Here is a 23,413-nt window from a genome sequence, read left to right on the forward strand (position 1 = left end):
GATGCTCTACGCCACCACCCCCGCCCATGTGAAGCGCCAGGCGTTCCGCGCCCGGCTCGCCACGGGCGAGCTGCTGCGCTTCCCCGGCGCCTTCAACCCCCTGTCGGCCCGGCTCATCGAGCAGCGCGGCTTCGAGGGCGTCTACATCTCGGGCGCCGTGCTCTCGGCCGACCTCGGCCTGCCCGACATCGGCCTCACGACGCTCAGCGAGGTCGCGGGGCGCGCGAAGCAGATCGCCCGGATGACGGAGCTGCCCGCCATCGTCGACGCCGACACGGGCTTCGGCGAGCCGATGAACGTGGCCCGCACCGTGCAGGAGATGGAGGACGCCGGCCTCGCCGGCCTGCACATCGAGGACCAGGTGAACCCCAAGCGCTGCGGGCACCTCGACGGCAAGCAGGTCGTCGACGAGCACACGGCGCTGCAGCGCATCCGCGCCGCCGTCGACGCCCGCCGCGACCCGAACTTCCTGATCATGGCGCGCACCGACATCGCCGCGGTCGAGGGGCCGCAGGCCGCGGTCGACCGCGCGAAGGCGCTCGTCGACGCCGGCGCCGACGCGATCTTCCCCGAGGCGATGCGCTCGCTCGCCGAGTTCGAGGCGGTGCGGAAGGCGGTCGACGTGCCGCTGCTCGCGAACATGACCGAGTTCGGCAAGAGCGAGCTCTTCACCGTCGCGCAGCTGCGCGACGTGGGCATGAACCTCGTGATCTGGCCGGTGTCGCTGCTGCGCCTCGCGATGGGGGCCGCCATGCGCGGGCTCGACGAGCTCGAGGCGGCGGGCGCGCTCACCGGCAAGCTCGGCGAGATGCAGCACCGCGCGGAGCTCTACGAACTCATCGACTACGAGGGCTACACCCGCTTCGACTCGGGCGTCTTCGACTTCACCGTCGGCGACACCCCCGGCTGAGCCAGCCGCCCTCCTTCCTTCCGCCTCCCCCCCTTCCCCTTCCTTTTCCCCTCTCCCCCTTCCTCCCTCCCTTCCAGTGGCCCAAGAAGTCACTTTTCGTGGGTGCTGCTCGATCCAGACCCGCAAATACTGACCGCAAGGGGGCGAGGGGCGGCGGGCGAGATCAGCGGGCCGGGAACCAGCGCGAGAATCGGGGCGTGCCGGCCCACCCCCGGCGACGCAGGGTCGCCGCGAGCCGCGCGATCAGCTCGCGCGGTCGCAGGAGATCCGCCTGCGTCACTTCAGTGACGTGAAAGCCGAGGGCCTCGAGCTCCGCCTCCCGGGTGCGGTCGCGTCGCCACTGCCGCAGCTCCGATCGGTGATGGTCGCCCTGATACTCGAGGACTTCGCCGTACTCGGCGAACAGCGCGTCGACGCGGGCGACGAAGCGGCCGGCCTCGTCGACGATGACCGCCTGCGGGAGGTGCGTGGGCAAGCCCGCCAGGATCGTCAGCGCGAGGAGCTCCGATTCCTTCGGCGACTCCCGCCGGGTGTCCCGTAGGGCGAGTGCGGCGGACAGCTTCGGGCGCATTCGGCCATCCGGGTACTGCTCAACCGCCGTCGCGAGGTCGAGCGATGGGGGCAGGGCATCGGCGACCGCGACGAGCTCGGGCACGGTGAGCCGGGCCGCCAGGTCGCAGAAGGTCCGCTCGGGCGAGGTCGTGCGGGCGCCGTCGAGCCGCACGAGTTCGTGTGGCTGGATCCGGAGCGAGCGGGCGACGACGCCAGCGCGCCGTGGCGCCCTGGCCGGCCACGGAACACCGACCTCCACGATCGTGCCGAGCCGCCACGGCACCGGAAGCTCGTACTCAGCGGCGGCGGATGCCCCGCAGAGGAACGCGTCGCCGCGGAGCGCGAGGAGGATGGCGCGGCGCCGATGCTCGGCATCACCGCCACGGGGCGCGCGTGCACCGGACGTCGGGGCGTCGAGGTCGGCTGCACGGATCCGCCCGGCGGAGACACCGGCGTCGAGGGCCGTGCGCGTCGCGAACGGCCGGCCGGCGAGGTGCGGGGGGAGTGGGCGGCGAGCGGTCATCGGGCCATCCTGCCGACGGGGGACGGCCCCGCCCCTCGGCTGCATCCGAACCGAGGCATCCGTTCCGCTGCGCCCGAGCTGTGGAGGAGGGGCGCGCGGCGCCAAGACGGCAGTATTTGCGGGTCCGCGGGCGGCGTGACCCGCAAATACTGCCGTCTTGCTGGAGGGGGAGCCGGGGGGACGGGCGGAGGGGGAGGCGGGGGACGGGCGGAGGGCTGCCGGCGGCGGCGCGCCGGGCATAGGGTGAAGGAGGCGCCGCTGCCGCACGCGCGGGTGCCCCACCGATCCCACAAGGAGCGCACATGGCCGAGCAGCAGGACACCGCAGCACCCCAGATCTTCAAGGGACTGGCCGGGGTGCCGGTCGACTACACCGCCATCTCGAAGGTGAACCCCGAGTCGAACTCGCTGCTGTATCGGGGGTACCCCGTGCAGGAGCTCGCCGCGCAGTGCACCTTCGAGGAGGTGGCGTACCTGCTCTGGCACGGCGAGCTGCCGAACGACGCCGAGCTCGCCGAGTTCGGGGAGTTCGAGCGGCGGCACCGCGGCCTCGACCACCAGACGAAGCGCATCGTCGACGAGCTGCCGCTCGAGGCGCACCCGATGGACGTCGTGCGCACGGCCGTCAGCGTGATCGGCGCGAGCGATCCCGAGACGCCGGTCGACACCCCCGAGGCGAACCTCGACAAGGCGATGCGGCTCTTCGCGAAGCTGCCCTCGATCGTCGCCTACGACCAGCGCCGCCGGCACGGGCTCGAGTTCGTCGAGCCGCGCGACGACCTCGGCTACTCGGCGAACTTCCTCTGGCAGACCTTCGGCGAGGCGCCCGAGCTCGCGGTCGTGAACGCCTTCGACGTGTCGATGATCCTGTACGCCGAGCACTCCTTCAACGCCTCGACGTTCACCGCCCGGGTGATCGCCTCGACCCTGAGCGACCTCTACTCGGCGGTGACCGGCGCCATCGGCGCGCTCAAGGGCCCGCTGCACGGCGGCGCCAACGAGGCGGTCATGCACGCCTTCGCCGAGATCGGCCCGGGCGAGGGCGGCGCCGAGCGCGCCGTCGCCTGGCTCGACGCCGCGCTCGCCGAGAAGCGCAAGATCATGGGCTTCGGGCACCGCGTCTACAAGAACGGCGACTCCCGCGTGCCCACCATGCGCGACGCGATGGAGCGGATGGTCGAGCACTACGAGCGCCCCGAGCTGCTCGAGGTGTACGTGGCGCTCGAGCAGGCGATGGGGGAGCGCAAGAACATCAAGCCGAACCTGGACTACCCGGCCGGTCCGACGTACCACCTGATGGGCTTCGACACCCCGACCTTCACCCCGCTGTTCGTCGCGAGCCGCGTCGTCGGCTGGACGGCGCACGTCATGGAGCAGCTCGCCTCGAACGCGCTGATCCGCCCGCTGTCGGTCTACAACGGGGTCGACGAGCGGCACGTGCCCGCGAAGTAGGCGGGTGCGGGCCTCACTGGCGGATCCGCACAAGCACCGGCCGAGGCATCCGCCGCCCGGCTGTGGCGACCCTCAACGGACCGCGCCATCCGCCCGAAGCCGCCTACGCTCGGTGCTCATGCACATGCTCTTCCGGACGCTCCTCCACGTGCTGTTCCTGTCGCGGCGCCGGCCCGACCTCGGGCACTACGACGTGGCGCGCACGCGCTTCATCACGCTGCCGACCGATCTCGACATCAACCGGCACATGAACAACGGCGTCTACTTCTCGATCATGGACGTCGCGCGCTTCGACATGCTCGTGCGCAACGGTGTGTGGGGGATCATGCGCGAGCGGGGCTGGTACCCGGTGGTGGCGAGCGAGACCATCACCTTCCGCAAGTCGCTGCAGCTCTGGGAGCGGTTCACGATCGAGTCGCGCGTGCTCGGCTTCGACGACAAGGCGGTCTACGTCGAGCAGCGCTTCGTGAAGAAGGGCGCCGACGGTCGGCCGGAGATCTACGCGCAGGGGTTCATCCGCGGGCGCTTCCTGAAGAAGTCCGGCGGCACGGTGCCGATGGCCGAGGTCGTCGAGGCGTTCGGTGCCGGCCCGGGCGACGGGCTGCCCGAGTGGATCGAGCGCTGGGGCCAGGACGTCGCGCTGCCGGCGACCCGCGCTGAGGCGCCGTCGGTCTGGAGCTGAGCCGCACGGCTCAGGCGCACGGCTCACGCCGCACGGCTCACGCCGAGCGGGAGAGCCCCTCGAGCACGATGCCGAGCTTGTCGCCGAAGGTACAGGCGAAGAGCTCGTCCACCCGCTCGTCCTCGTCGATGCGGACGGTGAGGTTCGAGGCGATGAGCGTGTTGATGAGCATGCCCTGGGCCATGAATCGCATCGCCTCGTCGGGGGTCATCACCTCGCGCATGCGGTCGTAGATGCGCAGGAAGCCGCGCCGGGCGACCGGCCCGATGTTCGGGTCGTGCCCGAGGATGAAGCCCTGCATGAGGGCGAGCAGCACCCCGCGGTCGGTCTCGACGAGGTGCACGTACGCCTCGCCGATGCGCGGGCCGACGGGCTTGTCGGATGCCTCGTCGGCGACCGCGCGGTCGAAGGCGGCGACGATGAGCTCGCAGGTGCGCTCGAGCACCTCGATGAAGAGCTGCTCCTTCGTGCCGAACATGCGCACGACGTAGGGCTGGCTGATGCCGGCCGCCTTCGCGACCCGGTCGGTCGTCGCGCCCGCGTAGCCGAGTTCGCCGAAGACCCGAGTGGCCGCTTCGAGGATCTGTTCGCGGCGCTCGGCCGCCGGGATCCGGTCCGTCTTCGACACCATGCTTGACATGTTATCAGTCGATTACTACAGTCGCTCCAGTGAAGTAATCAGTCGATTACCACCATCGTCGCCCACCGCGTCCCGAGGAGCCCCGAAATGTCCACCGCCGCACGCCGGACCCCCGTCTGGCTCGCGATCGTCGCGGCATCCCTGCCGATGTTCATGGCGACGCTCGACAACCTCGTCATCACGAACGCGCTTCCCGCGATGGCCGCCGACCTCGGCGCCTCGATCGAGGAGCTGCAGTGGTTCGTGAACGCCTTCACGCTCTCCTTCGCGGCGTTCATCCTCGGCGCCGCGGCGCTCGGCGACCGCATCGGCCGGCGCACCGTCTTCCTCATCGCGCTCGCCGTGTTCACCGCCGCGAGCGCCCTCGTCGCGCTCAGCACCGAGCCGTGGATGGTGATCGCGAGCCGCGCCGTGCAGGGCGTCGGCGCCGCCGGCATCATGCCGCTCTCGCTCACCCTGCTCGCCGGCAGCGTCCCCGAACGCCGCCGCCCGATGGCGATCGGCGTCTGGGGCGGCGTGGCCGGCCTCGGCGTCGCGCTCGGCCCGCTCGTCGGCGGCGCCGTCATCGAGGGCTGGAACTGGGAGGCCATCTTCTGGCTCAACGTGCCCGTCGGCGTCATCGCCATCCCGCTCGCCCTCGCCGCCCTGCCGAACGCCCTCGGCGCCCGGGTGCGCATCGACGTGCCGGGCATCCTGCTCGCGGGGCTCGGCGTGCTCGGCGTCGTGTTCGGCATCGTCCGCGGCAACGACGCGGGCTGGGGGAGCGCCGAGGTGCTCGGCTCGCTCGCCGCCGGAGCCCTGCTGCTCGCCGCCTTCATCGCCTGGGAGCTACGCGCCCCCGCGCCGCTGCTGCCGCTGCGCCTGTTCCGCAACCGCGGCTTCACGGCCGCGAACCTCGTCGGCTTCTGGTTCAGCTTCGGCATGTTCGGCTCGGTGTTCGTGCTCATCCAGTTCCTGCAGGTCGTGCAGGGCGCGACCCCGCTCGAGGCGGGCGTGCAGACCATGCCGTGGACCCTCGCCCCGATGTTCATCGCCCCGATCGCCGGCGCCCTCGCGCCGCGCATCGGCACCCGCACGCTCATCGTGGCCGGACTCGCCCTGCAGGCCGCGGCGCTCGCCTGGCTCGCGTTCGAGCTCGACCCCGACGTCGCCTACGGCGCCCTGATCGGCCCGTTCCTGATGGCGGGAGTCGGCATGTCGCTCGTCTTCGCGCCCATGTCGACGGCCGTGCTCGCCGGCATGCCGGAGGACGATCACGCCAAGGCCTCGGGCACGAACTCGACGCTCCGCGAGGTCGGCGTCGCGCTCGGCGTGGCCGTGCTGACCGCGGTCTTCACCGGTGCGGGCGGGGAGCTCACGCCCACCGGCTTCGTGGACGCCGCGGTGCCGGCCGTGCTCGTCGGCTCGGCCGGGCTCGTGCTCGCACTCGTCGCGGCGTTCTTCCTGCCGCTCGGGCGCAGCGGCGGGCGGGATGCCTCGGCCGGGCCATCCGCCGTGGACGCGACGTCGGATGCCTCGGCGGACGCCGGCCTCGCGGCGGCGCAGCGCTAGCTGCGCGCCTGGCGGGGGATCACGATCTCGCGGATGATGAGCAGGATGCCGGCCGAGATCGGGATCGCGACGAGCGCGCCGAGCAGGCCGAGCAGCGTGCCGCCCGCGAGCGCCGAGATCAGCACGATGGTGCCGGGCACCTGCACCGCCTTGCCCATCACCTTCGGCGTCAGGATGTACGCCTCGATCTGCATGTAGACGAGCATCGCGACCAGCACGATGAGCGCCGCGGTGGGCGAGACGAAGAGCGAGACGATCGTCATGAGGATCGTGGTCAGCACCGTACCGATGAGCGGGATGAGCGTGACGAACAGGGCCACGACGCCGATCACGAGGGCGTACTTCACGCCGACGAGGCTCAAAAGGATCGTCGAGAACACCGCGTTCAGGAACGCGAGGACGACCATGCCGCTCAAGTACTTGCCGACCGACTGCATGATGCGCTCGCTGTAGCCCTCGACCCGCTCGCGGTGCGAGGCCTTGACGAGGGAGTAGCAGGCGCGCTTCGTGGCGTCGAGCGTCGCGATGAAGTAGATCGAGAGCACGACGACGAAGAAGCCGGTCGACACCGCGTCGAGCACGGCCGCGCCGAAGGCGAGCGCGCCGCCGCCGATCGAGGCCCAGACGTTCGGGTCGGAGAGGAGGTTCTCGACCGACTGCACGACGGTCGAGAGCAGGCCGTTCGTCGTCTCGTTCGCCTGCTCGAACCAGCCGGAGTCCTGCAGCTGCTGCACCTGCGCAGGCAGCGTCGTCACGAGCGAGGTGGCCTGCGAGACCAGCGGCGGGATGATCACCCAGATGATGCCGACGACGGCGAGCACGAAGAGCAGGATGACGACGACGATCGCCGCGCCCCGCTTGAGCCCCCGGCGTTGGAACCAGCGGATGAGCGGGTCGAGGCCGAGCGCCACGAAGGAGGCGATGAACACCGAGAGCAGCACGCTCTGTAGGTTCACCACCACGATCGCGAGGAGCAGGGCGAGCAGTACGCCGAGCGTGACGATGAATCCCCAGCGCAGCGGATGCTGCGCGAAGAAGGAGCCCCCCGGGCCGCCGGCGGCCGGCTCGCGCCGCCGCAATCGATCTGCCGCTCTCACGGCGTCAGTCTAGGGGCGGGCCGCGTCGGGGACGCGGAGGTCGCGGTAGTGCGCGGCGAACGCGGGGAAGTAGTCGCCCCACTCGGGCATCGCGAGCCCCTGCCTGGCGGCGATCATGCGGTCGAGGTAGTAGTCCCAGCCGGGGCCGATCTCGCCGACGTCGAGCTTGTCGTCCACGCGCTGCGCGAAGCTCAGCGTCGTCATCCCGCCGGCCTCGCGCAGGTGGCAGTGCAGCCGCCACGCCTCGGGCTGGGTGTCGACGTCGAGGTGGAAGCGGTGCGGCGCCTCGCAGAGCAGGATGCTCACGTTCTGCCACGGGGCATCCTCGCTCTCCGCGGTCATCCGGAAGCGGACGCCGCCCGTGGACGGGCTGCCGGTGTACGTGCCGATCCAGGAGCGGAGGGCGGTCGGATTCGTCAGGCTGTACCAGACGTCCTCGATGGGGGCGCGGAACAAGCGGTCGAACTGCAGGTAGCGTCCGTCGGGCTTCAGCTCGTAGTGACCGGTGGGCTTGGCGCTCATCTCGACCCCCTCGTCGTCCGTTTCCCCAGGCTAACCCTCGGCGCTCGGAACCACTAGCATCGTGGCCATGAGTAGCAAGGGGTCGTCGGCCGCCAAGCGCGAAGCCGCCATGGACATCACCGAGGGCAAGTCCGGGCTGTGGGGGTGGCTCGCCGGCCTTGTCGTGCTCGCCCTCATCGCGGTGCCGCTGTCGGCCGCGTTCGCCTTCGCGACGCACCCGCACTCGCAGCAGCTCTTCGCGGGCCGCCTCGACGAGGTCGGCACCGGCGCCTACCAGGTGTTCTGGTGGCTCGTGACGATCTTCCTCGTCGCGCTGCCGATCCTCGTCGGCTACGCGATCGCGAAGCTCTCGGCGCGTTCCCTCGCCATCGTCGGCGCGATCGTCGCGCTCTTCGTCATCGCGATCCTGGTGCTCGGGCAGCTCTTCGTCTTCTGACGTCGACGCTCCGGGGGCCCGCGCCGAGCTCGGGCGGACCCTCGGGGCTCACTCCTCGCCGTCGTAGGCCGCTCGCGCGGCCGCGATGTCGTCGTGGCGCGCCGTCGCCCAGTCGATGAGTGCGAGCACGGGCTCGGCCAGCGATCGGCCGAGCGGCGTAACCGCGTACTCCACCCGCGGCGGGATCTCGGGGTACACGCGACGTGAGACGAGCCCGTCGCGTTCGAGCCCGCGGAGGGTCTCGGTGAGCACGCGGTGCGAGATGCCGTCGATGCGGCGCTGCACCTCGGTGAATCGAAGTGGTCCGTCGTGCAGGGTGCCGACGATCAGCAGGCTCCACTTGTCGCCCACTCGCGAGAGCACCTCCCGGACGACGGTGCTCGACGGGTTCCGCGTCACGCAGGCGCCGTCCTCGGTGCGGACGCGCTCCGCCACTCCGCCACTCGGCTCGATCATCCGCGACTCCCTCCACGAACCTCAGGGTGCGTGACGCACGATGAAGTGCCGTCCGCCCGTCTCCTAGCATCAGGGCCCGTGCCTCGTGCACTCATCGTATTCGGCCCCGAACGGAGACCCGCATGATCATCGCCCTCTGGATCGTCACCATCCTGCTCGCCCTGCTGTTCCTGCTCGCGGGCGCCGTCAAAGCCATGCAGTCGCGCGAGGCGGTGCTCGCTCGCATGGCCTGGGTCGAGGACGTCACCGCAGGGCAGTTGAAGGCCATCGGCGTGCTGGAGGTGCTGGGGGCCATCGGGCTGGTCCTCCCGGCTGCGGCGCCCCTCGTGTGGTGGCTGACGCCCGTGTCGGCGTTCGCGCTCGCCGTCACGATGGCCGTCGCGGTGGCACTGCACGTGCGACGGCGGGAGGGCTTCGCCCCGAGCCTCGTGCTCGCGGTGGTCTCCCTGGCCGTCGGGATCGGCTGGCTGCTCCTGCGCTGATGCAAATAGTTAAGACTTGACTTATATAAGTTGAGGCGTAACTATTGGACCATGCACGCGTTCGACGTCCTCGGCGATCCGGTCCGGCGACGCATCCTGGAGCTCCTCGCCGAGGGCGAGGCGCCCGCCGGCGCCGTCTGCGCGATCGTGTCGGCGGAGTTCGGCATCACGCAGCCCGCGGTGTCGCAGCACCTGCGGGTGCTGCGCGAGCAGGGCTTCGCCTCGGTGCGCGCCGACGGCCGTCGGCGGCTCTACGCGGTCGACGCCCGCGGGCTCCAGCAGGCCAGCGATTGGCTCAGCCCGTTCGAGCGCTTCTGGCGCGGCCCGCTCGCCGCGCTCGGAACCGAGCTGAAGCGCGGCCAACGGGCCCGCAGGCTCGACGCCGACGCCGACGCCGTGCATGACCGGGCGGACGGCCCGGCCGATCCGCCACGAGACGAGGAGTGACCATGATCGACGTGAACGAGCAGATCGACGCCGTGACGCGCGAACTGCGCACCGAGGACCTCGACGGCGAGCCCTCGCGCATCCAGCTCATCGCGCAGGAGTACCCGGCGGACCTCGCCGACGTGTGGGCCGCGGCGACCGAGCCGGAGCGCATCGCCCGCTGGTTCCTGCCGGTGACCGGTTCGCTCGAGCTCGGCGGGCGGTACCAGCTCGAGGGCAACGCCGGCGGCGAGGTGCTCGCCTGCTCGCCGCCCGCGGACGGGCGCGCGAGCTATCGCATCACCTGGGAGTACGGCGGCGGGATGTCGTGGGTGACCGTGCGGCTCACGTCGATCGACGGCGAGCGCACCCGCTTCGAGCTCGAGCATGTGGCGCGAGTCGGCGACATCCCCGAGGAGATGTGGCAGACGTTCGGGCCGGGCGCGACCGGCGTCGGCTGGGACCAGGCGCTGCTCGGCCTCGCCCTGCACCTCGGCACGCAGGACGCACGGATCGCGCCGGCGGACGCCATGGCCTGGATGCTCTCGGAGGAGGGGCGCGCGTTCTCCCGCGCCGCCGCCGACGGCTGGGCCGCCGCGCATCGTGCGTCCGGTGCGGACGCCGAGACCGCGGCGCGCGCCGCCGACGCCACCTTCGGCTTCTACACGGGCGAGACGCCAGGGGCCTGAGCCGCGGGCGCGGGTCAGCCGCGCGCCTCGAGCACGGCCATCGCCGCGTTCTGCCCGCCGATGCCGCTGACCGCCCCGCCGCGCACGGCGCCCGAGCCGCAGAGCAGGATGCGCTCGTGCGCTGTCGCGACGCCCCAGCGCTCGGCGGCCGTCGCGAGCGGCCGGCCGGGCTCCGCCCACGGCCACGACAGCGGCCCGTGGAAGATGTGCCCGCCGGGCATCGCGAGCGCCGCCTCCAGGTCGCGCGTCGTCTTCGTCTCGATGCACGGGCGGCCCGAGGCATCCCTCGCGATCACGTCGGCGATCGGCTCGGCGAGCACCGAGTCGAGCGAGTCGAGCACGGCCTGCTGGAGCCGCTCGCGCAGCTCGTCGGCGCCGAAGCGCTCGCCGAGCCGATCCGCGGCGTGCAGCCCGAAGACGGTGAGCGTGTGCGCGCCGCTCGCGACGAGCTCGGGCGAGAGGATCGTCGGGTCGCTCAGCGTGTGGCAGTAGATCTCGCAGGGGAGCGGATCCGGGATTGCCCCGCGGGCGGCCGAGCGGAACGCGCCCTCGAGCTGCGACTCGAGCTCGTTGATGTGGAACGTGCCCGCGAAGGCCTGCTCGGGCGCGACCTCGGGGTCGCGGAGCCGGGGCAGGCGGGCGAGCAGCAGGTTCACCTTCACCTGCGCGCCCTCCGGCGCGTCGAGATGGCGGAGCCGCTCGAGCACGACGGGCGGGACGCCCGGCACGCGGTCCTCGGCGAAGGGTGCCTGGGTGCGCGGGGCGGATGCCTCGGGGGCCGGCGCGCCCGCGGCCAGCAGTCGGGCGAGCACCGCCGGTGCGACGTTCGCGAGGATCGTGCCCGCCGCGACGAGGTGCTCGCCCGAGGCATCCCGGTACCGCACCGAACCCGCGGGACTCGCGCCGAGCGCCTCGGCCCCGGTGAGCAGCGTCGCGCCCGCCGCGCGGGCGACCCGCTCGAGTTCGCCCGTCACCGCGCCCATGCCGCCGACGGGGACGTCCCAGTCGCCGGTGCCGCCGCCGATCACGTGGTACAGGAAGCAGCGGTTCGCGTCGAGCGCCGGATCGTCGAGCGAGGTGAAGGTGCCGATGAGGCCGTCGGTCGCGACGACGCCGCGCACGAGGTCGCTCGCGAAGCGGGCGTCGACGGTCTCGCCGAGGGGGCGCTCGACGAAGTCCCGCCACACGCGTTCGTCGCCGACGAGGGCGCGGGCCTCCTCACGGGTGGGCAGCGGCTCGGTCAGCGTGGGGAAGAGCGCCGTCGCGAGCCGGGCGGTGTCGGCGCCGAGCTCGCGCCAGGCGGCCACATCGGCCTCGGCGCCGACCCGGGCGAAGGCGGCGGCGAGGGCCGCGTCGTCCGCGTCGCGGTCGACGAGCAGCCCGCGCGCGGGGTCGGCCGGGTCGGGCGTGTAGGAGGAGAAGCGGCGGCGCACGAGCTCGAGCTCCAGGCCGAGCTCCTCGACGATGCGCGCGGGCAGCAGGCTCACGAGGTACGAGTACCGGGAGAGGCGGGCGTCGACCCCCTCGAACGCCTCGGCCGAGACCGCGGCGCCGCCGAGATGGTCGTCGCGCTCGAGCAGCAGCACGTCGAGCCCGGCGCGGGCGAGATAGGCGGCGGCGGTCAGGCCGTTGTGGCCCCCGCCGAGGATGACGACGTCGTGCGCGCGCATGGCTCGAGCGTAGCCGGGCGCAGTGCGGCGGCGACCGCGAGGGGGTCGTTCTCCGACGCGGGCACGGGCGCCTGCGGCATCCGCGGTCGGAAAACGACCCCCTCGGGTGGGGTGCCGGGGTCAGCGGGCCCGGCGCATCGCGCGCACCCCGACGACGAGGCCGATCGCGCAGGTGACGACCGCCGCGATCGCGCCGCCGAGCACCGCCGGTGCGCCGAAGTCGCCCGCGAGCAGCGCGCGCTCCGCGCCGACGAGGTAGCTGAGCGGGTTCACGGCGGCCGCGACCCGCATCCACTCGGGGCCGTCCTCGAGCGGCAGCAGCATGCCCGAGAGGATCATCAGGGGGAACAGCAGCGTCTGGTGCACCATCCAGAACATCCAGTCCCGATTGCGGCAGCCGAGCGCGAGCGTGTAGCTCAGCGCGCCGAAGCCGATGCCGAAGACGGCGAGCACGACGAGGCCGAGGAGCAGCCCGGGCACGTTCACGCTGAAGCCGAACGGCACGGCCACGAGCACCACGATCGTGCCCTGCACCATGAGCGGCACGACCTCCTTCAGGGCGCGGCCGACGAGCAGCGCGTTCCGCGAGAGCGGGGCGACGAGGGTGCGCTCGTGCGAGCCGGTCTGCATCTCGAAGAGCAGGTTGGCTCCGGTCGAGGCGGTGCCGAACAGCGCCACCATCACGAGGATGCCGGGCACGAACCACTGCAGCGTGCCCGCGACGTCGCCGCCCGCCGCGCCGACGAGCAAGGGGCCGAACAGGCCGAGGAAGACGAGCGGCTGCACGAGTGAGAACAGCACGCTGAACGGGTCGCGCACGAGCGGGCGGGATTCGCGCACGAACACCGCCGCGGTGTCGCGGGCGAAGCCGGTGCGGCGCGGGACCGGGCGGGCGGCGAGCGGGGCGGGCGCCTGCGCGCCCGTCGCGGTGGACGGTGTGGGGTCGGCGATGGTGTTCATGGTCGTGCTCCTTCGGTGGCGGTGGCGGTGGCGGTGGCGGTGGCGGTGGCGGTGGCGGTGGCGGCGGTGGCTGTGGGACGGATGCCGCTCACGCGGCGGCGGGTTCGGGCGTCTCGGCCGCTCCGGCCCCGGCGGACTCCTCGCGGAGGCTGCGCCCGGTCAGGGCGAGGAAGACGTCGTCGAGCGTCGGCGGCCGGTGCGTCGCCGTGACGACGTCCAGCCCCGCCGCGGCGAGCTCGCGGAGGTGCCGCGGCAGCGCCCGCTCGCCGTCGGCGGCGGTGAGCACGAGGCGGGTCGGGTCGGCGGGGTCGAGCTCTCCGCCGAGGCGGGCGGCGGCGGCCGAGGCATCCGCCCGTCCCGCGAAGCCGAGCGTGATGCGGTCGCCCGCGAGCGATTCCTTGAGCGCCCCGGCGGTGTCGTCGGCGATGACGCGGCCGTGGTCCATGACCATCACGCGCTCGGCGAGCTGGTCCGCCTCGTCGAGGTAGTGGGTGGTCAGGAAGATCGTCGTCCCGGTCGTGCGGCGGAGCTCGACGATGTGCTCCCAGAGGTTCGCCCGGCTGTGCGGGTCGAGCCCGGTCGACGGCTCGTCGAGGAAGAGCAGCTCCGGACGGTGGATGAGGCCGAGCGCGATGTCGAGCCGGCGCTTCTGCCCGCCGGAGAGCGACTGCACGCTGCGGTTCGCGAACGGCCCGAGCTCGAGCGAGTCGAGCAGTTCGGCCGCCCGCGCCCGCGTCTCGCGCCGGCCGAGGCCGTAGAACGCGCCCTGGGCGTGCAGCTCGTCGCGGACCCGCTGGGTGTGGCCGCCCGAGCTGCCCTGCCCGACGTAGCCGATGCGGCGGCGGACCCCGGCCGGGTCGCGGCGGATGTCGCAGCCGGCGACGGTCGCCTCGCCGCTCGTGGCGGGCAGTAGCGTCGTGAGCATCCGGAGCGTCGTCGACTTGCCCGCGCCGTTCGGCCCGAGGAACGCGACGAGCTCCCCGGCGGCGACGGAGAGGTCGACAGCGCGCACCGCCTCGACCGTCTGCCCCTTCGAGCGGAACGTCTTCGTCGAGCCGCGGGCGGTGATCATCTGGCCGGTTCCGGCCTGCGTGTGCTTCGTCATGGACACAGCTTCTCGAGGCATCCGGTCAGTTTCTGTCCGGTATCGGAGGAGAATCGTGGCATGGCCGCCACGACCTCGCGAACGCTCGAACTGCTCTCGCTGCTGCAGAGCCACCGGCACTGGACCGCGCACGAGCTCGTCGACCGCCTCGGCGTCAGCGAGCGCACGCTGCGCCGGGACGTGGAACGGCTGCGCGAGCTCGGGTACGGCATCGAGTCGCTTCGCGGCGTCGCCGGCGGCTACCGGCTGGAGGCCGGCACCGGGCTGCCGCCGCTGCTCCTCAGCGACGACGAGGGCGTGGCGATCGCGGTCGGCCTGCGGTCACAGGCGACCGCCGGCCTCCGCGGCGCGGAGCACACCACGCTCAGCGCCCTCGCGAAGATCGAGCAGGTGCTGCCGCCCGCGCTGCGCCGCCGGATCGAGGCGCTGCAGTCGCACGCCGCCGCCGGCGCGCCGCCCCTCGGCGGGCGCGACGGGCGACCGGTGCCCGCCGTCGATCCGGAACTCCTCGGCCTGCTCGCGCTCGCCTGCCGCGACGCCGAACGACTGCGCTTCCGGTACACCGACGCGAACGGCGGGGAGACCGCGCGGAGCGTCGAGCCGCACCGCCTCGTGCCGGTCGCCCGGCGCTGGTACCTGCTGGCCTGGGACCGGGACCGCGACGACTGGCGCACCTTCCGCGTCGACCGGGTCGACGACGTCTTCCAGACCCGCGTGCGCTTCGAGCCCCGGCCGATCGACGACGAGGAGGCGCGGGAGCGGGTCGAGCGGGCCACGAGGTACCGGCGCAGCTCGGTCACGGCGCGGGTCGTCGTCGCGCTTCCGCTCGCCGAGCTCGCCGCCCACCTGGGCTGGTGGGGGCGCGAGCTCGAAGCGGTGGATGCCGGGCACTGCGCATGGCCGATCGAGGCCGACTCCGTCGAGGGCCTCGCGATGGGGCTGATGTGGCTGCCGGCCGACGCCGAGTACCGCATCGAGGGCGAGGAGCTGCGGGCGTTCCTCGCGGTGCAGGCTGCGCGGTTCGCCGCCGCCGCGGGCTGAGGGGGCCGCGGGCGGCGGTCTGGGTGCAGATTCCGTCGCCCGCGGGGCGTCAGGCGGGCAGGGCCCCTGCGGACTCGTCGGCGGGGTGCGGCGCGAGCCCCTCGAAGAACAGCTCGAGGGCGAGGTCGACCTGCGCCTCGATCTCGGCGCGGTCGGGCAGCGCGGCGTCGCCGAGCATCATGGCTCGGTTCAGCGGCTCGCCCATGACCATCCAGTTCAGCTGCGCTGCGGCGCGCTCGGGGTCGGCGGCGCGCAGCACCCCGGCGGACTGCAGCTCGGCGACGATGCCGGCCAGGTTCGCGATCGCTCGCTTCGGCCCGTGCTCGTAGAGGGCCGCGGCGAGCTCGGGGGAGCGGGGCAGCTCGCCGATGACGAGGCGCCGCAGCCCGACGATGTTCGGCGTCAGCACCGCTTCGAGCTGGCCGACGAGGAGCTCGCGAAGGGCGGCGCGGGGCTCGTCGTGCGGGTCGATGCGCGGCGCCGGTGACAGCACCGTGCGGCGGGTGCCCACGGTCTCGGCGGTGACGAGCTCGAGGAACAGGGCGCGCTTGCTGCCGAAGTGGCTGTAGAGCGTCTGCTTCGCGATGCCGCACTCGGCGGCGATCGAGTCCATGGTCACGGATTCGTAGCCGGTGGCCAGGAACTGCCGTTCGGCGGCGCGCAGCGCGGCTTCGCGCTTCTGCAGCGAGCTGGGGCGCATCCGCGTCTCCTCCGATCGGTCCGGCTCTTGCAGACATCATACTCGTGCGTCTATATTCTCAATGAATCAAGACTCGTCAGTCCAGAAATGGGGATGCCCCGATGGAAACCATCACCACCGCCAACGGCGACCTCGTCGCCTTCGACCGCTACGGCGAGCCGGGAACCCCCGCCGTCGTCTTCATCCAGGGCGCCGGGCCCACCCGCGCCGACGACCCGGTGACCGCCGAGACCGGACGCCTGCTCGCCGAGCGCGGGCATCAGGCGATCGTGCACGACCGCGTCGGACGCGGCGACTCCGCGGCATCCGGCCCGATCGCGCTGGACCGCGAGCTCGACGCGATCGCCGCGCTCGCCGAGGCGGCGGGCGCGCCCGTGGTGCTCGTCGGACACTCCTCGGGCTGCGCCATCGCGCTGCGGGCCGCACCCCGCGTGCCCGGTCTCGCGGGCCTCGTGCTCTGGGAGGCGCCGCTCGGGCAGTTCGAGGGCGGCGCGCCCGCGTGGTGGGCGGTGGTCGAGCAGGCCGTCGCCGACGGCCGACTCGAGGACGCCGTCGCCGCCTACATGGTCGGCATGCCGCCCGAGTGGCTCGAGGAGCTGCGCCGCTCGCCCGACTACCCCGGGCTCGTGCTGAGCTGGATCCCCGACGGCGAGGCCCTCGCTTCCGTCGAGGCCGACGGGCTCGCGGCCCACCTCGGCGGGCTCGCCGTGCCGGTGCTCGCCGTGGTCGGCACGGAGACGTTCCCCGGCATGGCCGAGGCCGCCGACGCGATCGCGGCCGCGGCGCCCGCCGGGGCCTCCGAACGCGTCGCCGGCGCGTGGCACAGCTGGGAGCCCGAGGCGATGGCCGAGCGGCTCGCCCGCCTCCTCGACACGCAGGGCTGAACCGGCCGCGTCGCCCGGCTCAGCCGGCGGGGCGCCGCGCCGGAGCGGCGGCGCGAGCCGCCCGGGCGAGCGCCTCGCGGCACGCGACGACCGCCGGACGGGTGGCCGCCGCGTGCCTCGTCGCCGTGAACACCTCGCGTTGCGGGCGGCCGGGCAGCTCCGCGAGGCGGACGCTCGGCGGCTCGCCCGCCCAGACGAGATCGGGCAGCAGTCCCGCGGCGTGGCCGGCCCGGATGAGCCGGATGTGCGCGATGAGGTCCGCCGTCTCGAAGCGCACATCGGGTTCGAAGCCGGCCTCGCGGCAGAGCTGCACCGCCCACTCGCGCGAGGCGGTGCCGGCCGGCTCCAAAACCCAGGGCAGGGATGCCGCGTCCGCCAGGGTCGCGGCCTCGGGAGCGACGCCGCCGGGCAGAGCGAGCCGGATGGGGTCGGCGACGAGCGGGACCCGGTCGAGTTCCGGGCGGTGCGCCCTCGTGTGCCCCGGGTACTGCTCGGCGACGACGAGGTCGAAGTCGCGGGCCGCGACCTCGAACAGCCCCGCCTCGGGCTCGCGCTCGGTGACCTCGACGCGGAGCCCCGGATGCTCCGCCGCGAGGATCGTCAGCGCCTGCGGCACGACGGCGTGCGCGGCCGATTGGAACACCGCGACGCGCACCGTGCCGCCGACCGAGGTGAGGGAGCGGGCGACCTCGGCCTCCGCCTCCTCCAGCCGGTCGAGCACCGCGATGCCGTGCTCGACGAGCACGAGGGCCTGCGGGGTGAGCTGCACCCGGCGGCCCGCCTGCACGAGCAGGGGCACGCCGGCCTCGCGCTCGAGCAGCGCGAGCTGCTGCGACACCGAGGACGGGCTGTACGAGAGCGCCTCGGCGACCGCGGCGAGCGTGCCTCGGCGGCTCAGCTCCACGAGCAGGCGCAGGCGGCGTACGTCGAGCATCGCGGCGTCCTTCCTCTCTGTTCCACTGCCTCGACTTGCCCGACTTTCATGAAAGTCGGGCACGTCGAGAAGGCGCTCACGATTATTCGGAAATCATGAACAGTATCCATCGGAATCATTCGCTGTACCGAATGAACGCCCGGCCGCACACTTGAGTCGATGCCCGGCGTTCCCCCGGCCCCGCTTCCAGTGAAGGACAGTACTGTCGTGACCATGACGAACCTCAGCGCAGCCACCGGCAGCCCGCGCACCGACGACGTCGTCTCCCTCGTTCGCCGCTGGCTCGCCGAGAGCGCAGCGCACCCCGTCGACCCCGCCGCCGAGCGGCTCGCGGGGGTGCTGAAGGACCCGAACGGCCTCGCCTTCACCGTCGGCTTCGTCGACGGCGTCATGCGCCCGGAGGACCTCGGCGTCGCCGGCCGCAACCTCGAGCAGGTCGCGAAGCTCACGCCGAAGTTCCTGCCCTGGTACCTGAAGGCGGCCATCCGCGTGGGCGGCGTCTTCGCCCCGATGCTGCCCTGGGTCGTCATCCCGATCGCCCGCCGCGTGCTCCGCGCCATGGTCGGCCACCTCGTGCTCGACGCCACCCCGGCGAAGCTCGGCCCCGCCATCGCGAAGCTCCGCGAGGGCGGCAACCGGCTCAACCTCAACCTCCTCGGCGAGGCCGTGCTCGGCGAGCAGGAGGCCGACCGCCGGCTCTCCGGCACCTACGAGTTCCTCGCCCGCGACGACGTCGACTACGTCTCGATCAAGGTCTCGTCCGTCGTCAGCCAGCTCTCCATGTGGTCCTTCGACGAGGCCGTCGCCAAGGTCGTCGACAAGCTCACCCCGCTCTACGAACTCGCGGCGCAGCGCACCGCCGAGGGCAAGCCGAAGTTCATCAACCTCGACATGGAGGAGTACCGGGACCTCGACCTCACCATCGCGGTCTTCACCGCGCTCCTCGATCAGCCGCAGCTGCGGCAGCTCGAGGCCGGCATCGTGCTGCAGACCTACCTGCCCGACGCGCTCCGCGCCATGCAGGAGCTGCAGGCCTGGGCGAAGACCCGGCGTGCGGCCGGCGGGGCCCCGATCAAGGTGCGCGTCGTCAAGGGCGCGAACCTCGCCATGGAGCAGGTGGATGCCGCGATCCACGACTGGCCCGTCGCGACCTACTCGAGCAAGCAGGACTCCGACACCAACTACAAGCGGGTGCTCGACTGGTCGATGACTCCCGAGCGGATCGACGCCGTGCGGCTCGGCGTCGCCGGGCACAACCTCTTCGACGTCGCCCACGCCTGGCTCACCGCCAAGGCGCGCGGCGTCGAGGCCGGCGTCGAGTTCGAGATGCTGCTCGGCATGGCGACCGGGCAGGCCGAGGCCGTCCGCGGCGACGTCGGCCAGTTGCTGCTCTACACGCCCGTCGTGAACCCGGCCGAGTTCGACGTCGCGATCGCGTACCTGATCCGCCGGCTCGAAGAGAACGCGAGCCAGGAGAACTTCATGTCGGCCTTGTTCGAGCTCGCCGACGACCGCGGGCTCTTCGACCGCGAGCGCGCCCGCTACGAGCGCTCCCTCGCCGCCCTCGAGCCCGTCGTGGCGGAGGCCCCGCAGCCGAACCGCACGCAGAACCGCCGCACCGAGTGGGAGGGCGGGGCGCTCGACGCCGCCTTCGCCCGCCTCGACGCCCCCGCACCCGGCAGCGAGCACGCCGAGGAGGGGCTCACCAACGTCGTGCTGGGGATCAGCCGCGGGTCGAGCGGCGCGTCGGGCGGCGCTTCGACGGGCTCCGCTTCGACGGGCTCCGCTTCGACGAGCTCAGCGGACCAGGGCTCCGCTTCGACGAGCTCAGCGGACCATGGCCCGGGGCTGACCCCCGGATTCCGCAACGAGCCCGACACCGATCCCGCGCTCGCCGCGAACCGGGAGTGGGGCCGGCGCATCCTCGAGCGCGTCCCCGGCTCCGAGCTCGGCCGCGACACGATCCGCGCCGCCCGCATCGACGACGCCGACGCGCTCGCCGAGCTCATGGCCGGCGTCGCCGCCGCGGGCGAGGCCTGGGGCCGCAAGTCCGGCGCCGAGCGCGCCGCCGTGCTGCACCGGGCGGGCCTCGCGCTCGCCGCGAACCGCGACCGCCTCATCGAGGTCATGGCCGCCGAGGCGGGCAAGACCATCGCCGAGGCCGACCCCGAGATCAGCGAGGCGATCGACTTCGCCCACTACTACGCCGAGCGCGCCCGCGAGCTCGACCACGTGCAGGGCGCCGTTTTCGTGCCCTCGAAGCTCACGGTCGTCACCCCGCCGTGGAACTTCCCCGTCGCCATCCCCGCCGGCGGCGTGCTCGCCGCGCTCGCCGCGGGCTCCGGCGTCGTGATCAAGCCGGCGAAGCTCGCGCAGCGCTCCGGCGCGGTCATGGTCGAGGCGCTGTGGGAGGCCGGCATCCCGAAGGAGCTCCTCGCCCTCGTCGACGTGGGCGAGCGGGAGCTCGGCACCCAGCTCGTCTCGAGCCCGAACGTCGACCGGGTCATCCTCACGGGCGCGTACGAGACGGCCGAGCTGTTCCGCTCCTTCCGCGCCGACCTGCCGCTGCTCGCCGAGACGAGCGGCAAGAACGCGATCATCGTCACGCCCTCGGCCGACCTCGACCTCGCCGCGTCCGACGTCGTGAAGAGCGCCTTCGGGCACGCCGGGCAGAAGTGCTCGGCGGCCTCGCTCGTCATCCTCGTCGGCTCGGTCGCGAAGTCGGAGCGGTTCCGCCGCCAGCTCGTCGACGCCGCCCGTTCGATGCGGGTCGGCTACCCCGCCGATGCCCGCACCCAGATCGGGCCGATCATCGAGCCGGCGCAGGGCAAGCTGCTCCACGCCCTCACCCAGCTCGGCATCGGCGAGGAGTGGCTCGTCGAGCCGAAGCAGCTCGACGACAGCGGGCGGCTCTGGTCGCCGGGCATCAAGACCGGGGTGCAGCCGGGCTCCTACTTCCACCTCACCGAGTTCTTCGGCCCGGTGCTCGGCATCATGCACGCGAAGGACCTCGACGAGGCCATCCGCTTCCAGAACGCCGTCGACTACGGCCTCACCGCGGGCCTCCACTCGCTCGACTCGGAGGAGCTCGCGAGCTGGTTCGACCAGGTCGAGGCGGGCAACCTCTACGTGAACCGCGGCATCACCGGTGCGATCGTGCAGCGCCAGCCCTTCGGTGGCTGGAAGCGCTCCGCCGTCGGCGCCGGCGCCAAGGCCGGCGGGCCGAACTACCTGTTCGGGCTCGGCAGCTGGGAGGCCGAGCACGGCCGCCAGTCCTCGACGCTGCACCTGCGCGGCCTCGACAAGCGTGTCACGGAGGTCATCGAGGCATCCCAGTCGGCCCTCGACTACGAGTCGTTCGACGTGCTGCGCCGCTCCGCGCTGAGCGACGCCGTCGCCTGGGCCGAGGAGTACGGCGTCGCCCGCGACGCCTCGCAGCTCGGCGTCGAGCGGAACGTCTTCCGCTACCGCCCGCTGCCCGTCACCGTGCGCATCTCGGACGACGCAGACCTCGCCGAGGGCCTCCGGGTCGTCGTCGCCGGCCTGCTCACGAAGTCGCGCTTCGAGGTCTCGACCGCGCTCGAGCTGCCGAAGGGCGTGCGCACCGTGCTCGCCGCCCGCGAGGTGCGGATCACCCGCGAGGACGACGCCGCCTGGCTCGCCCGCGTGGCGAAGCGCGGCGCGAAGGCGCTCGGCGCGAGCCGGGTGCGGCTCGTCGGCGGGGATGCCTCGGCGCTCGCGCACGCGCTCGGCGGCGCGCCGGATGTCGCGGTGTGGGCGCACCCCGTGACGCCCTCGGGCCGGGTGGAGCTGCTGCCGTTCCTGCACGAGCAGGCGATCTCGATCACGAACCACCGCTTCGGCAACCCGACGACCCTGTCGCAGGGCGTGATCTAGGCATCGCCGCGCTGCCGCGCTGCCGCGCTGCCGCGCTGCTCTGCTTCAGGGTTGCCCGACTTTCATGAAAGTTGGGCAACCCTGAAGTCAGAGGGGGGTCAGGCCCGGCCGCGGTTACGGCGGCGCGCGTGCTTCGGCGCGCGGCCGCCGACGAAGGAGCGGCCGGAGTCGACGACGAAGCCCTGCCGCAGCGCCTCGCGGCCGACGAGCATGCGGAAGCCCATCTCGTCGCGGTTCGTGAGCGTGACCTCGGCGGTCACCGTGCGGCCGAGCAGCACGACGTCGAGCAGCACCACGATGCGCTCGGCGGTGTGGCCGGAGGAGCTGCGCACGAGGCGCCGGTCGTGCACCGGCAGCTCGACCCGGACGTCGTCCTCGTCGGAGCCCTGCCAGGGCCGCACGCCGAAGCGCACCCACGGCTCGCCGTCGCGCTCGAACTCCTCGAGATCGAAGGCGTGCAGCGCGGAGCTGCGGGCGCCGGTGTCGAGCTTCACCTTGATCCAGGCCACCCCGAGCCCGGGGAGGCTCGCCCATTCGCGCCATCCGGCGATGGTGCTTGAATGGGAACTCGACTTCACTCGTCCATCTTGGCAGGGCACCCAGCATGAAACTCGCGATCCTCTCGCGCGCGCCGCACGCGTACTCGACCCAGCGCCTCCGGGCCGCAGCCCAGCAGCGCGGTCATCAGGTCAAGGTCCTGAATACGCTGCGCTTCGCGATCGACCTCGCGGGACCCGAGCCCGATCTGCAGTTCCGCGGCCGGCAGCTGAGCGACTACGACGCGATCCTGCCCCGCATCGGCAACTCGATCACGTACTTCGGCACCGCCGTGGTGCGCCAGTTCGAGCAGATGGACGTGTACACGCCGAACACCGCGAACGGCATCTCGAACGCCCGCGACAAGCTGCGCGCGAACCAGATCCTGTCCCGGCACAACATCGCCCTGCCGCCGACCGCCTTCGTGCGCAACCGCGCCGACGTGCGCCCGGCGATCGAGCGCGTCGGCGGGGCGCCCGTCGTCATCAAGCTGCTCGAGGGCACGCAGGGCATCGGCGTCATCCTCGCGCCGCAGGTCAAGGTCGCCGAGGCGATCATCGAGACGCTGCACTCGACGAAGCAGAACGTGCTCATCCAGAAGTTCATCGCCGAGAGCCGCGGCCGCGACATCCGCGCCCTCGTCGTCGGCGACCGCGTCGTCGCGGCCATGCGCCGTGTCGCGAACGGCGACGAGTTCCGCTCGAACGTGCACCGCGGCGGCACCGTCGAACCCGTGGAGCTCACCCCCGAGTACGAGCAGGCGGCGGTGCGGTCGGCGCAGATCATGGGCCTCAAGGTCGCCGGCGTCGACATGCTCGAGGGCGAGCACGGGCCCCTCGTCATGGAGGTGAACTCCTCGCCGGGCCTGCAGGGCATCGAGGCCGCCACCAACCTCGACGTGGCCGGCGCGATCATCGACTACATCGCGAACCAGGTGGCGTTCCCCGAGATTGACGTGCGCCAGCGGCTCACCGTCTCGACCGGGTACGGCGTCGCGGAGCTGCTCGTGCACACGAACGCCGACCTCGTCGGCAAGACGCTCGGGGAGTCCGGCCTCTGGGAGCGCGACATCACGGTGCTCACCCTGCACCGCGGCGCGAACGTCATCCCGAACCCGCGCAAGGGCGTGCTGCTCGAGTCGGGCGACCGGCTGCTCTGCTTCGGCAAGCTCGAGGAGATGCGCTCGATGATCCCCGAGCGCCGTCGCCGCCGGGCGAAGGTGCGCAAGCTCCCGAAGCAGGCGATGCCGACGAACGAGTAGCGGCGCA

At 72.6% G+C, this 23,413-nt stretch carries 23 protein-coding genes; 12 read left to right on the top strand and 11 right to left on the bottom strand.

The genetic code is table 11. The annotated features are described in order from the left end of the window. Position 1: 1 nt before the first annotated feature. Positions 2-910: a methylisocitrate lyase gene (gene prpB, locus IEY71_RS10115; protein ID WP_189085225.1), complete on the top strand. Its 909-nt coding sequence runs from the start codon at positions 2-4 to the stop codon at positions 908-910. A 163-nt stretch (positions 911-1,073) separates the two neighbouring features. Here the strand turns inward: prpB and IEY71_RS10120 are convergent, their stop codons facing one another. Next, positions 1,074-1,985 carry a putative endonuclease domain-containing protein gene (locus tag IEY71_RS10120; protein WP_189085226.1) on the bottom strand — a complete coding sequence of 304 codons (912 nt, stop codon included), beginning with the start codon at positions 1,983-1,985 and terminating at the stop codon, positions 1,074-1,076. Between the two features lie 302 nt (positions 1,986-2,287). Between IEY71_RS10120 and IEY71_RS10125 the strand changes: the two genes are divergently transcribed. Beyond that, the gene (locus tag IEY71_RS10125; RefSeq protein WP_189085227.1) at positions 2,288-3,436 is read left to right on the top strand and encodes a bifunctional 2-methylcitrate synthase/citrate synthase; all 1,149 of its coding nucleotides are present in this window, start codon (positions 2,288-2,290) and stop codon (positions 3,434-3,436) included. Positions 3,437-3,554: 118 nt separating this feature from the next. Continuing rightward, positions 3,555-4,118 carry an acyl-CoA thioesterase gene (locus IEY71_RS10130; RefSeq protein ID WP_189085228.1) on the top strand — a complete coding sequence of 188 codons (564 nt, stop codon included), beginning with the start codon at positions 3,555-3,557 and terminating at the stop codon, positions 4,116-4,118. A gap of 37 nt (positions 4,119-4,155) precedes the next feature. On the opposite strand, the gene IEY71_RS10135 is transcribed toward IEY71_RS10130, so the two are convergent. Next, positions 4,156-4,758 (bottom strand): TetR/AcrR family transcriptional regulator, encoded by a 603-nt coding sequence (locus IEY71_RS10135; protein ID WP_229781663.1) that lies wholly within the window; start codon positions 4,756-4,758, stop codon positions 4,156-4,158. A gap of 87 nt (positions 4,759-4,845) precedes the next feature. Between IEY71_RS10135 and IEY71_RS10140 the strand changes: the two genes are divergently transcribed. Continuing rightward, positions 4,846-6,309, top strand: a complete 1,464-nt coding sequence (locus tag IEY71_RS10140; RefSeq protein ID WP_189085229.1) for a DHA2 family efflux MFS transporter permease subunit — start codon at positions 4,846-4,848, stop codon at positions 6,307-6,309. On the opposite strand, the gene IEY71_RS10145 is transcribed toward IEY71_RS10140, so the two are convergent. Both IEY71_RS10145 and IEY71_RS10150 read right to left on the bottom strand, forming a co-directional pair. Continuing rightward, a complete protein-coding gene (locus tag IEY71_RS10145; protein ID WP_189085230.1) occupies positions 6,306-7,406 on the bottom strand; it encodes an AI-2E family transporter in 1,101 nt (366 codons plus the stop codon). The genes IEY71_RS10140 and IEY71_RS10145 overlap by 4 nt on opposite strands. A 9-nt stretch (positions 7,407-7,415) precedes the next feature. Continuing rightward, on the bottom strand, positions 7,416-7,928 hold the full coding sequence (locus IEY71_RS10150) for an SRPBCC domain-containing protein (protein ID WP_189085231.1): 513 nt from the start codon (positions 7,926-7,928) through the stop codon (positions 7,416-7,418). A gap of 67 nt (positions 7,929-7,995) precedes the next feature. Between IEY71_RS10150 and IEY71_RS10155 the strand changes: the two genes are divergently transcribed. After that, positions 7,996-8,364, top strand: coding sequence for a hypothetical protein (locus IEY71_RS10155; RefSeq protein WP_189085232.1), 369 nt, complete (start codon positions 7,996-7,998; stop codon positions 8,362-8,364). Positions 8,365-8,412: 48 nt separating this feature from the next. Here the strand turns inward: IEY71_RS10155 and IEY71_RS10160 are convergent, their stop codons facing one another. Continuing rightward, positions 8,413-8,820: a winged helix-turn-helix transcriptional regulator gene (locus IEY71_RS10160; protein WP_189085233.1), complete on the bottom strand. Its 408-nt coding sequence runs from the start codon at positions 8,818-8,820 to the stop codon at positions 8,413-8,415. 122 nt (positions 8,821-8,942) lie between these two features. Between IEY71_RS10160 and IEY71_RS10165 the strand changes: the two genes are divergently transcribed. Genes IEY71_RS10165 through IEY71_RS10175 form a run of 3 tightly spaced genes read left to right on the top strand, consistent with a single transcriptional unit; the run spans position 8,943 to position 10,417 of the window. Then, on the top strand, positions 8,943-9,302 hold the full coding sequence (locus IEY71_RS10165; protein ID WP_189085234.1) for a DoxX family protein: 360 nt from the start codon (positions 8,943-8,945) through the stop codon (positions 9,300-9,302). Positions 9,303-9,353: 51 nt separating this feature from the next. Continuing rightward, positions 9,354-9,749: an ArsR/SmtB family transcription factor gene (locus tag IEY71_RS10170; RefSeq protein WP_189085235.1), complete on the top strand. Its 396-nt coding sequence runs from the start codon at positions 9,354-9,356 to the stop codon at positions 9,747-9,749. A gap of 2 nt (positions 9,750-9,751) precedes the next feature. Then, positions 9,752-10,417 carry an SRPBCC domain-containing protein gene (locus IEY71_RS10175; RefSeq protein ID WP_189085236.1) on the top strand — a complete coding sequence of 222 codons (666 nt, stop codon included), beginning with the start codon at positions 9,752-9,754 and terminating at the stop codon, positions 10,415-10,417. Positions 10,418-10,431: 14 nt separating this feature from the next. Here IEY71_RS10175 and IEY71_RS10180 read toward each other — a convergent pair whose 3' ends face one another. The 3 genes from IEY71_RS10180 to IEY71_RS10190 all read right to left on the bottom strand — a co-directional run bounded on the left by IEY71_RS10180 (position 10,432) and on the right by IEY71_RS10190 (position 14,152). Beyond that, on the bottom strand, positions 10,432-12,087 hold the full coding sequence (locus tag IEY71_RS10180) for a phytoene desaturase family protein (protein WP_189085237.1): 1,656 nt from the start codon (positions 12,085-12,087) through the stop codon (positions 10,432-10,434). A gap of 120 nt (positions 12,088-12,207) precedes the next feature. Continuing rightward, on the bottom strand, positions 12,208-13,047 hold the full coding sequence (locus tag IEY71_RS10185) for an ABC transporter permease (protein ID WP_189085238.1): 840 nt from the start codon (positions 13,045-13,047) through the stop codon (positions 12,208-12,210). 88 nt (positions 13,048-13,135) lie between these two features. After that, positions 13,136-14,152: an ATP-binding cassette domain-containing protein gene (locus IEY71_RS10190; protein WP_229781664.1), complete on the bottom strand. Its 1,017-nt coding sequence runs from the start codon at positions 14,150-14,152 to the stop codon at positions 13,136-13,138. 60 nt (positions 14,153-14,212) lie between these two features. Between IEY71_RS10190 and IEY71_RS10195 the strand changes: the two genes are divergently transcribed. Continuing rightward, entirely contained in the window at positions 14,213-15,193 is a 981-nt protein-coding gene (locus IEY71_RS10195; RefSeq protein ID WP_189085239.1) for a helix-turn-helix transcriptional regulator, read from the top strand. Between the two features lie 49 nt (positions 15,194-15,242). On the opposite strand, the gene IEY71_RS10200 is transcribed toward IEY71_RS10195, so the two are convergent. Then, positions 15,243-15,893 (bottom strand): TetR/AcrR family transcriptional regulator, encoded by a 651-nt coding sequence (locus IEY71_RS10200; RefSeq protein ID WP_189085240.1) that lies wholly within the window; start codon positions 15,891-15,893, stop codon positions 15,243-15,245. A gap of 101 nt (positions 15,894-15,994) precedes the next feature. Between IEY71_RS10200 and IEY71_RS10205 the strand changes: the two genes are divergently transcribed. Beyond that, complete coding sequence (locus IEY71_RS10205) at positions 15,995-16,777, top strand: alpha/beta hydrolase (protein WP_189085241.1); 783 nt, start codon at positions 15,995-15,997, stop codon at positions 16,775-16,777. A 19-nt stretch (positions 16,778-16,796) separates the two neighbouring features. Here IEY71_RS10205 and IEY71_RS10210 read toward each other — a convergent pair whose 3' ends face one another. After that, positions 16,797-17,711, bottom strand: a complete 915-nt coding sequence (locus IEY71_RS10210) for a LysR substrate-binding domain-containing protein (protein WP_189085242.1) — start codon at positions 17,709-17,711, stop codon at positions 16,797-16,799. A 213-nt stretch (positions 17,712-17,924) separates the two neighbouring features. On the opposite strand from IEY71_RS10210, the gene IEY71_RS10215 reads away from it, so the two are divergent. Further along, the gene (locus tag IEY71_RS10215; protein WP_189085243.1) at positions 17,925-21,608 is read left to right on the top strand and encodes a proline dehydrogenase family protein; all 3,684 of its coding nucleotides are present in this window, start codon (positions 17,925-17,927) and stop codon (positions 21,606-21,608) included. A gap of 98 nt (positions 21,609-21,706) precedes the next feature. Here the strand turns inward: IEY71_RS10215 and IEY71_RS10220 are convergent, their stop codons facing one another. Next, complete coding sequence (locus IEY71_RS10220) at positions 21,707-22,186, bottom strand: ATP-dependent zinc protease family protein (protein ID WP_189085244.1); 480 nt, start codon at positions 22,184-22,186, stop codon at positions 21,707-21,709. A gap of 26 nt (positions 22,187-22,212) precedes the next feature. Here IEY71_RS10220 and IEY71_RS10225 point away from each other — a divergent pair, with 26 nt between their 5' ends. Next, the gene (locus tag IEY71_RS10225; protein WP_189085245.1) at positions 22,213-23,406 is read left to right on the top strand and encodes a RimK family alpha-L-glutamate ligase; all 1,194 of its coding nucleotides are present in this window, start codon (positions 22,213-22,215) and stop codon (positions 23,404-23,406) included. Positions 23,407-23,413 lie beyond the last annotated feature (7 nt).

The organism is Agromyces mediolanus, assembly GCF_014648575.1.
In the GTDB taxonomy this organism is placed as follows: domain Bacteria; phylum Actinomycetota; class Actinomycetes; order Actinomycetales; family Microbacteriaceae; genus Agromyces; species Agromyces mediolanus.

Bases quoted from the DNA above. Each gene is read 5' to 3' on its own strand.
- prpB (WP_189085225.1), top strand. From the start codon at position 2: ATGCTCTACGCCACCACCCCCGCCCATGTGAAGCGCCAGGCGTTCCGC.
- IEY71_RS10120 (WP_189085226.1), bottom strand. From the start codon at position 1,985: ATGACCGCTCGCCGCCCACTCCCCCCGCACCTCGCCGGCCGGCCGTTC.
- IEY71_RS10125 (WP_189085227.1), top strand. From the start codon at position 2,288: ATGGCCGAGCAGCAGGACACCGCAGCACCCCAGATCTTCAAGGGACTG.
- IEY71_RS10130 (WP_189085228.1), top strand. From the start codon at position 3,555: ATGCACATGCTCTTCCGGACGCTCCTCCACGTGCTGTTCCTGTCGCGG.
- IEY71_RS10135 (WP_229781663.1), bottom strand. From the start codon at position 4,758: ATGTCAAGCATGGTGTCGAAGACGGACCGGATCCCGGCGGCCGAGCGC.
- IEY71_RS10140 (WP_189085229.1), top strand. From the start codon at position 4,846: ATGTCCACCGCCGCACGCCGGACCCCCGTCTGGCTCGCGATCGTCGCG.
- IEY71_RS10150 (WP_189085231.1), bottom strand. From the start codon at position 7,928: ATGAGCGCCAAGCCCACCGGTCACTACGAGCTGAAGCCCGACGGACGC.
- IEY71_RS10155 (WP_189085232.1), top strand. From the start codon at position 7,996: ATGAGTAGCAAGGGGTCGTCGGCCGCCAAGCGCGAAGCCGCCATGGAC.
- IEY71_RS10160 (WP_189085233.1), bottom strand. From the start codon at position 8,820: ATGATCGAGCCGAGTGGCGGAGTGGCGGAGCGCGTCCGCACCGAGGAC.
- IEY71_RS10165 (WP_189085234.1), top strand. From the start codon at position 8,943: ATGATCATCGCCCTCTGGATCGTCACCATCCTGCTCGCCCTGCTGTTC.
- IEY71_RS10170 (WP_189085235.1), top strand. From the start codon at position 9,354: ATGCACGCGTTCGACGTCCTCGGCGATCCGGTCCGGCGACGCATCCTG.
- IEY71_RS10175 (WP_189085236.1), top strand. From the start codon at position 9,752: ATGATCGACGTGAACGAGCAGATCGACGCCGTGACGCGCGAACTGCGC.
- IEY71_RS10180 (WP_189085237.1), bottom strand. From the start codon at position 12,087: ATGCGCGCGCACGACGTCGTCATCCTCGGCGGGGGCCACAACGGCCTG.
- IEY71_RS10185 (WP_189085238.1), bottom strand. From the start codon at position 13,047: ATGAACACCATCGCCGACCCCACACCGTCCACCGCGACGGGCGCGCAG.
- IEY71_RS10190 (WP_229781664.1), bottom strand. From the start codon at position 14,152: ATGACGAAGCACACGCAGGCCGGAACCGGCCAGATGATCACCGCCCGC.
- IEY71_RS10195 (WP_189085239.1), top strand. From the start codon at position 14,213: ATGGCCGCCACGACCTCGCGAACGCTCGAACTGCTCTCGCTGCTGCAG.
- IEY71_RS10200 (WP_189085240.1), bottom strand. From the start codon at position 15,893: ATGCGCCCCAGCTCGCTGCAGAAGCGCGAAGCCGCGCTGCGCGCCGCC.
- IEY71_RS10205 (WP_189085241.1), top strand. From the start codon at position 15,995: ATGGAAACCATCACCACCGCCAACGGCGACCTCGTCGCCTTCGACCGC.
- IEY71_RS10210 (WP_189085242.1), bottom strand. From the start codon at position 17,711: ATGCTCGACGTACGCCGCCTGCGCCTGCTCGTGGAGCTGAGCCGCCGA.
- IEY71_RS10215 (WP_189085243.1), top strand. From the start codon at position 17,925: ATGACGAACCTCAGCGCAGCCACCGGCAGCCCGCGCACCGACGACGTC.
- IEY71_RS10225 (WP_189085245.1), top strand. From the start codon at position 22,213: ATGAAACTCGCGATCCTCTCGCGCGCGCCGCACGCGTACTCGACCCAG.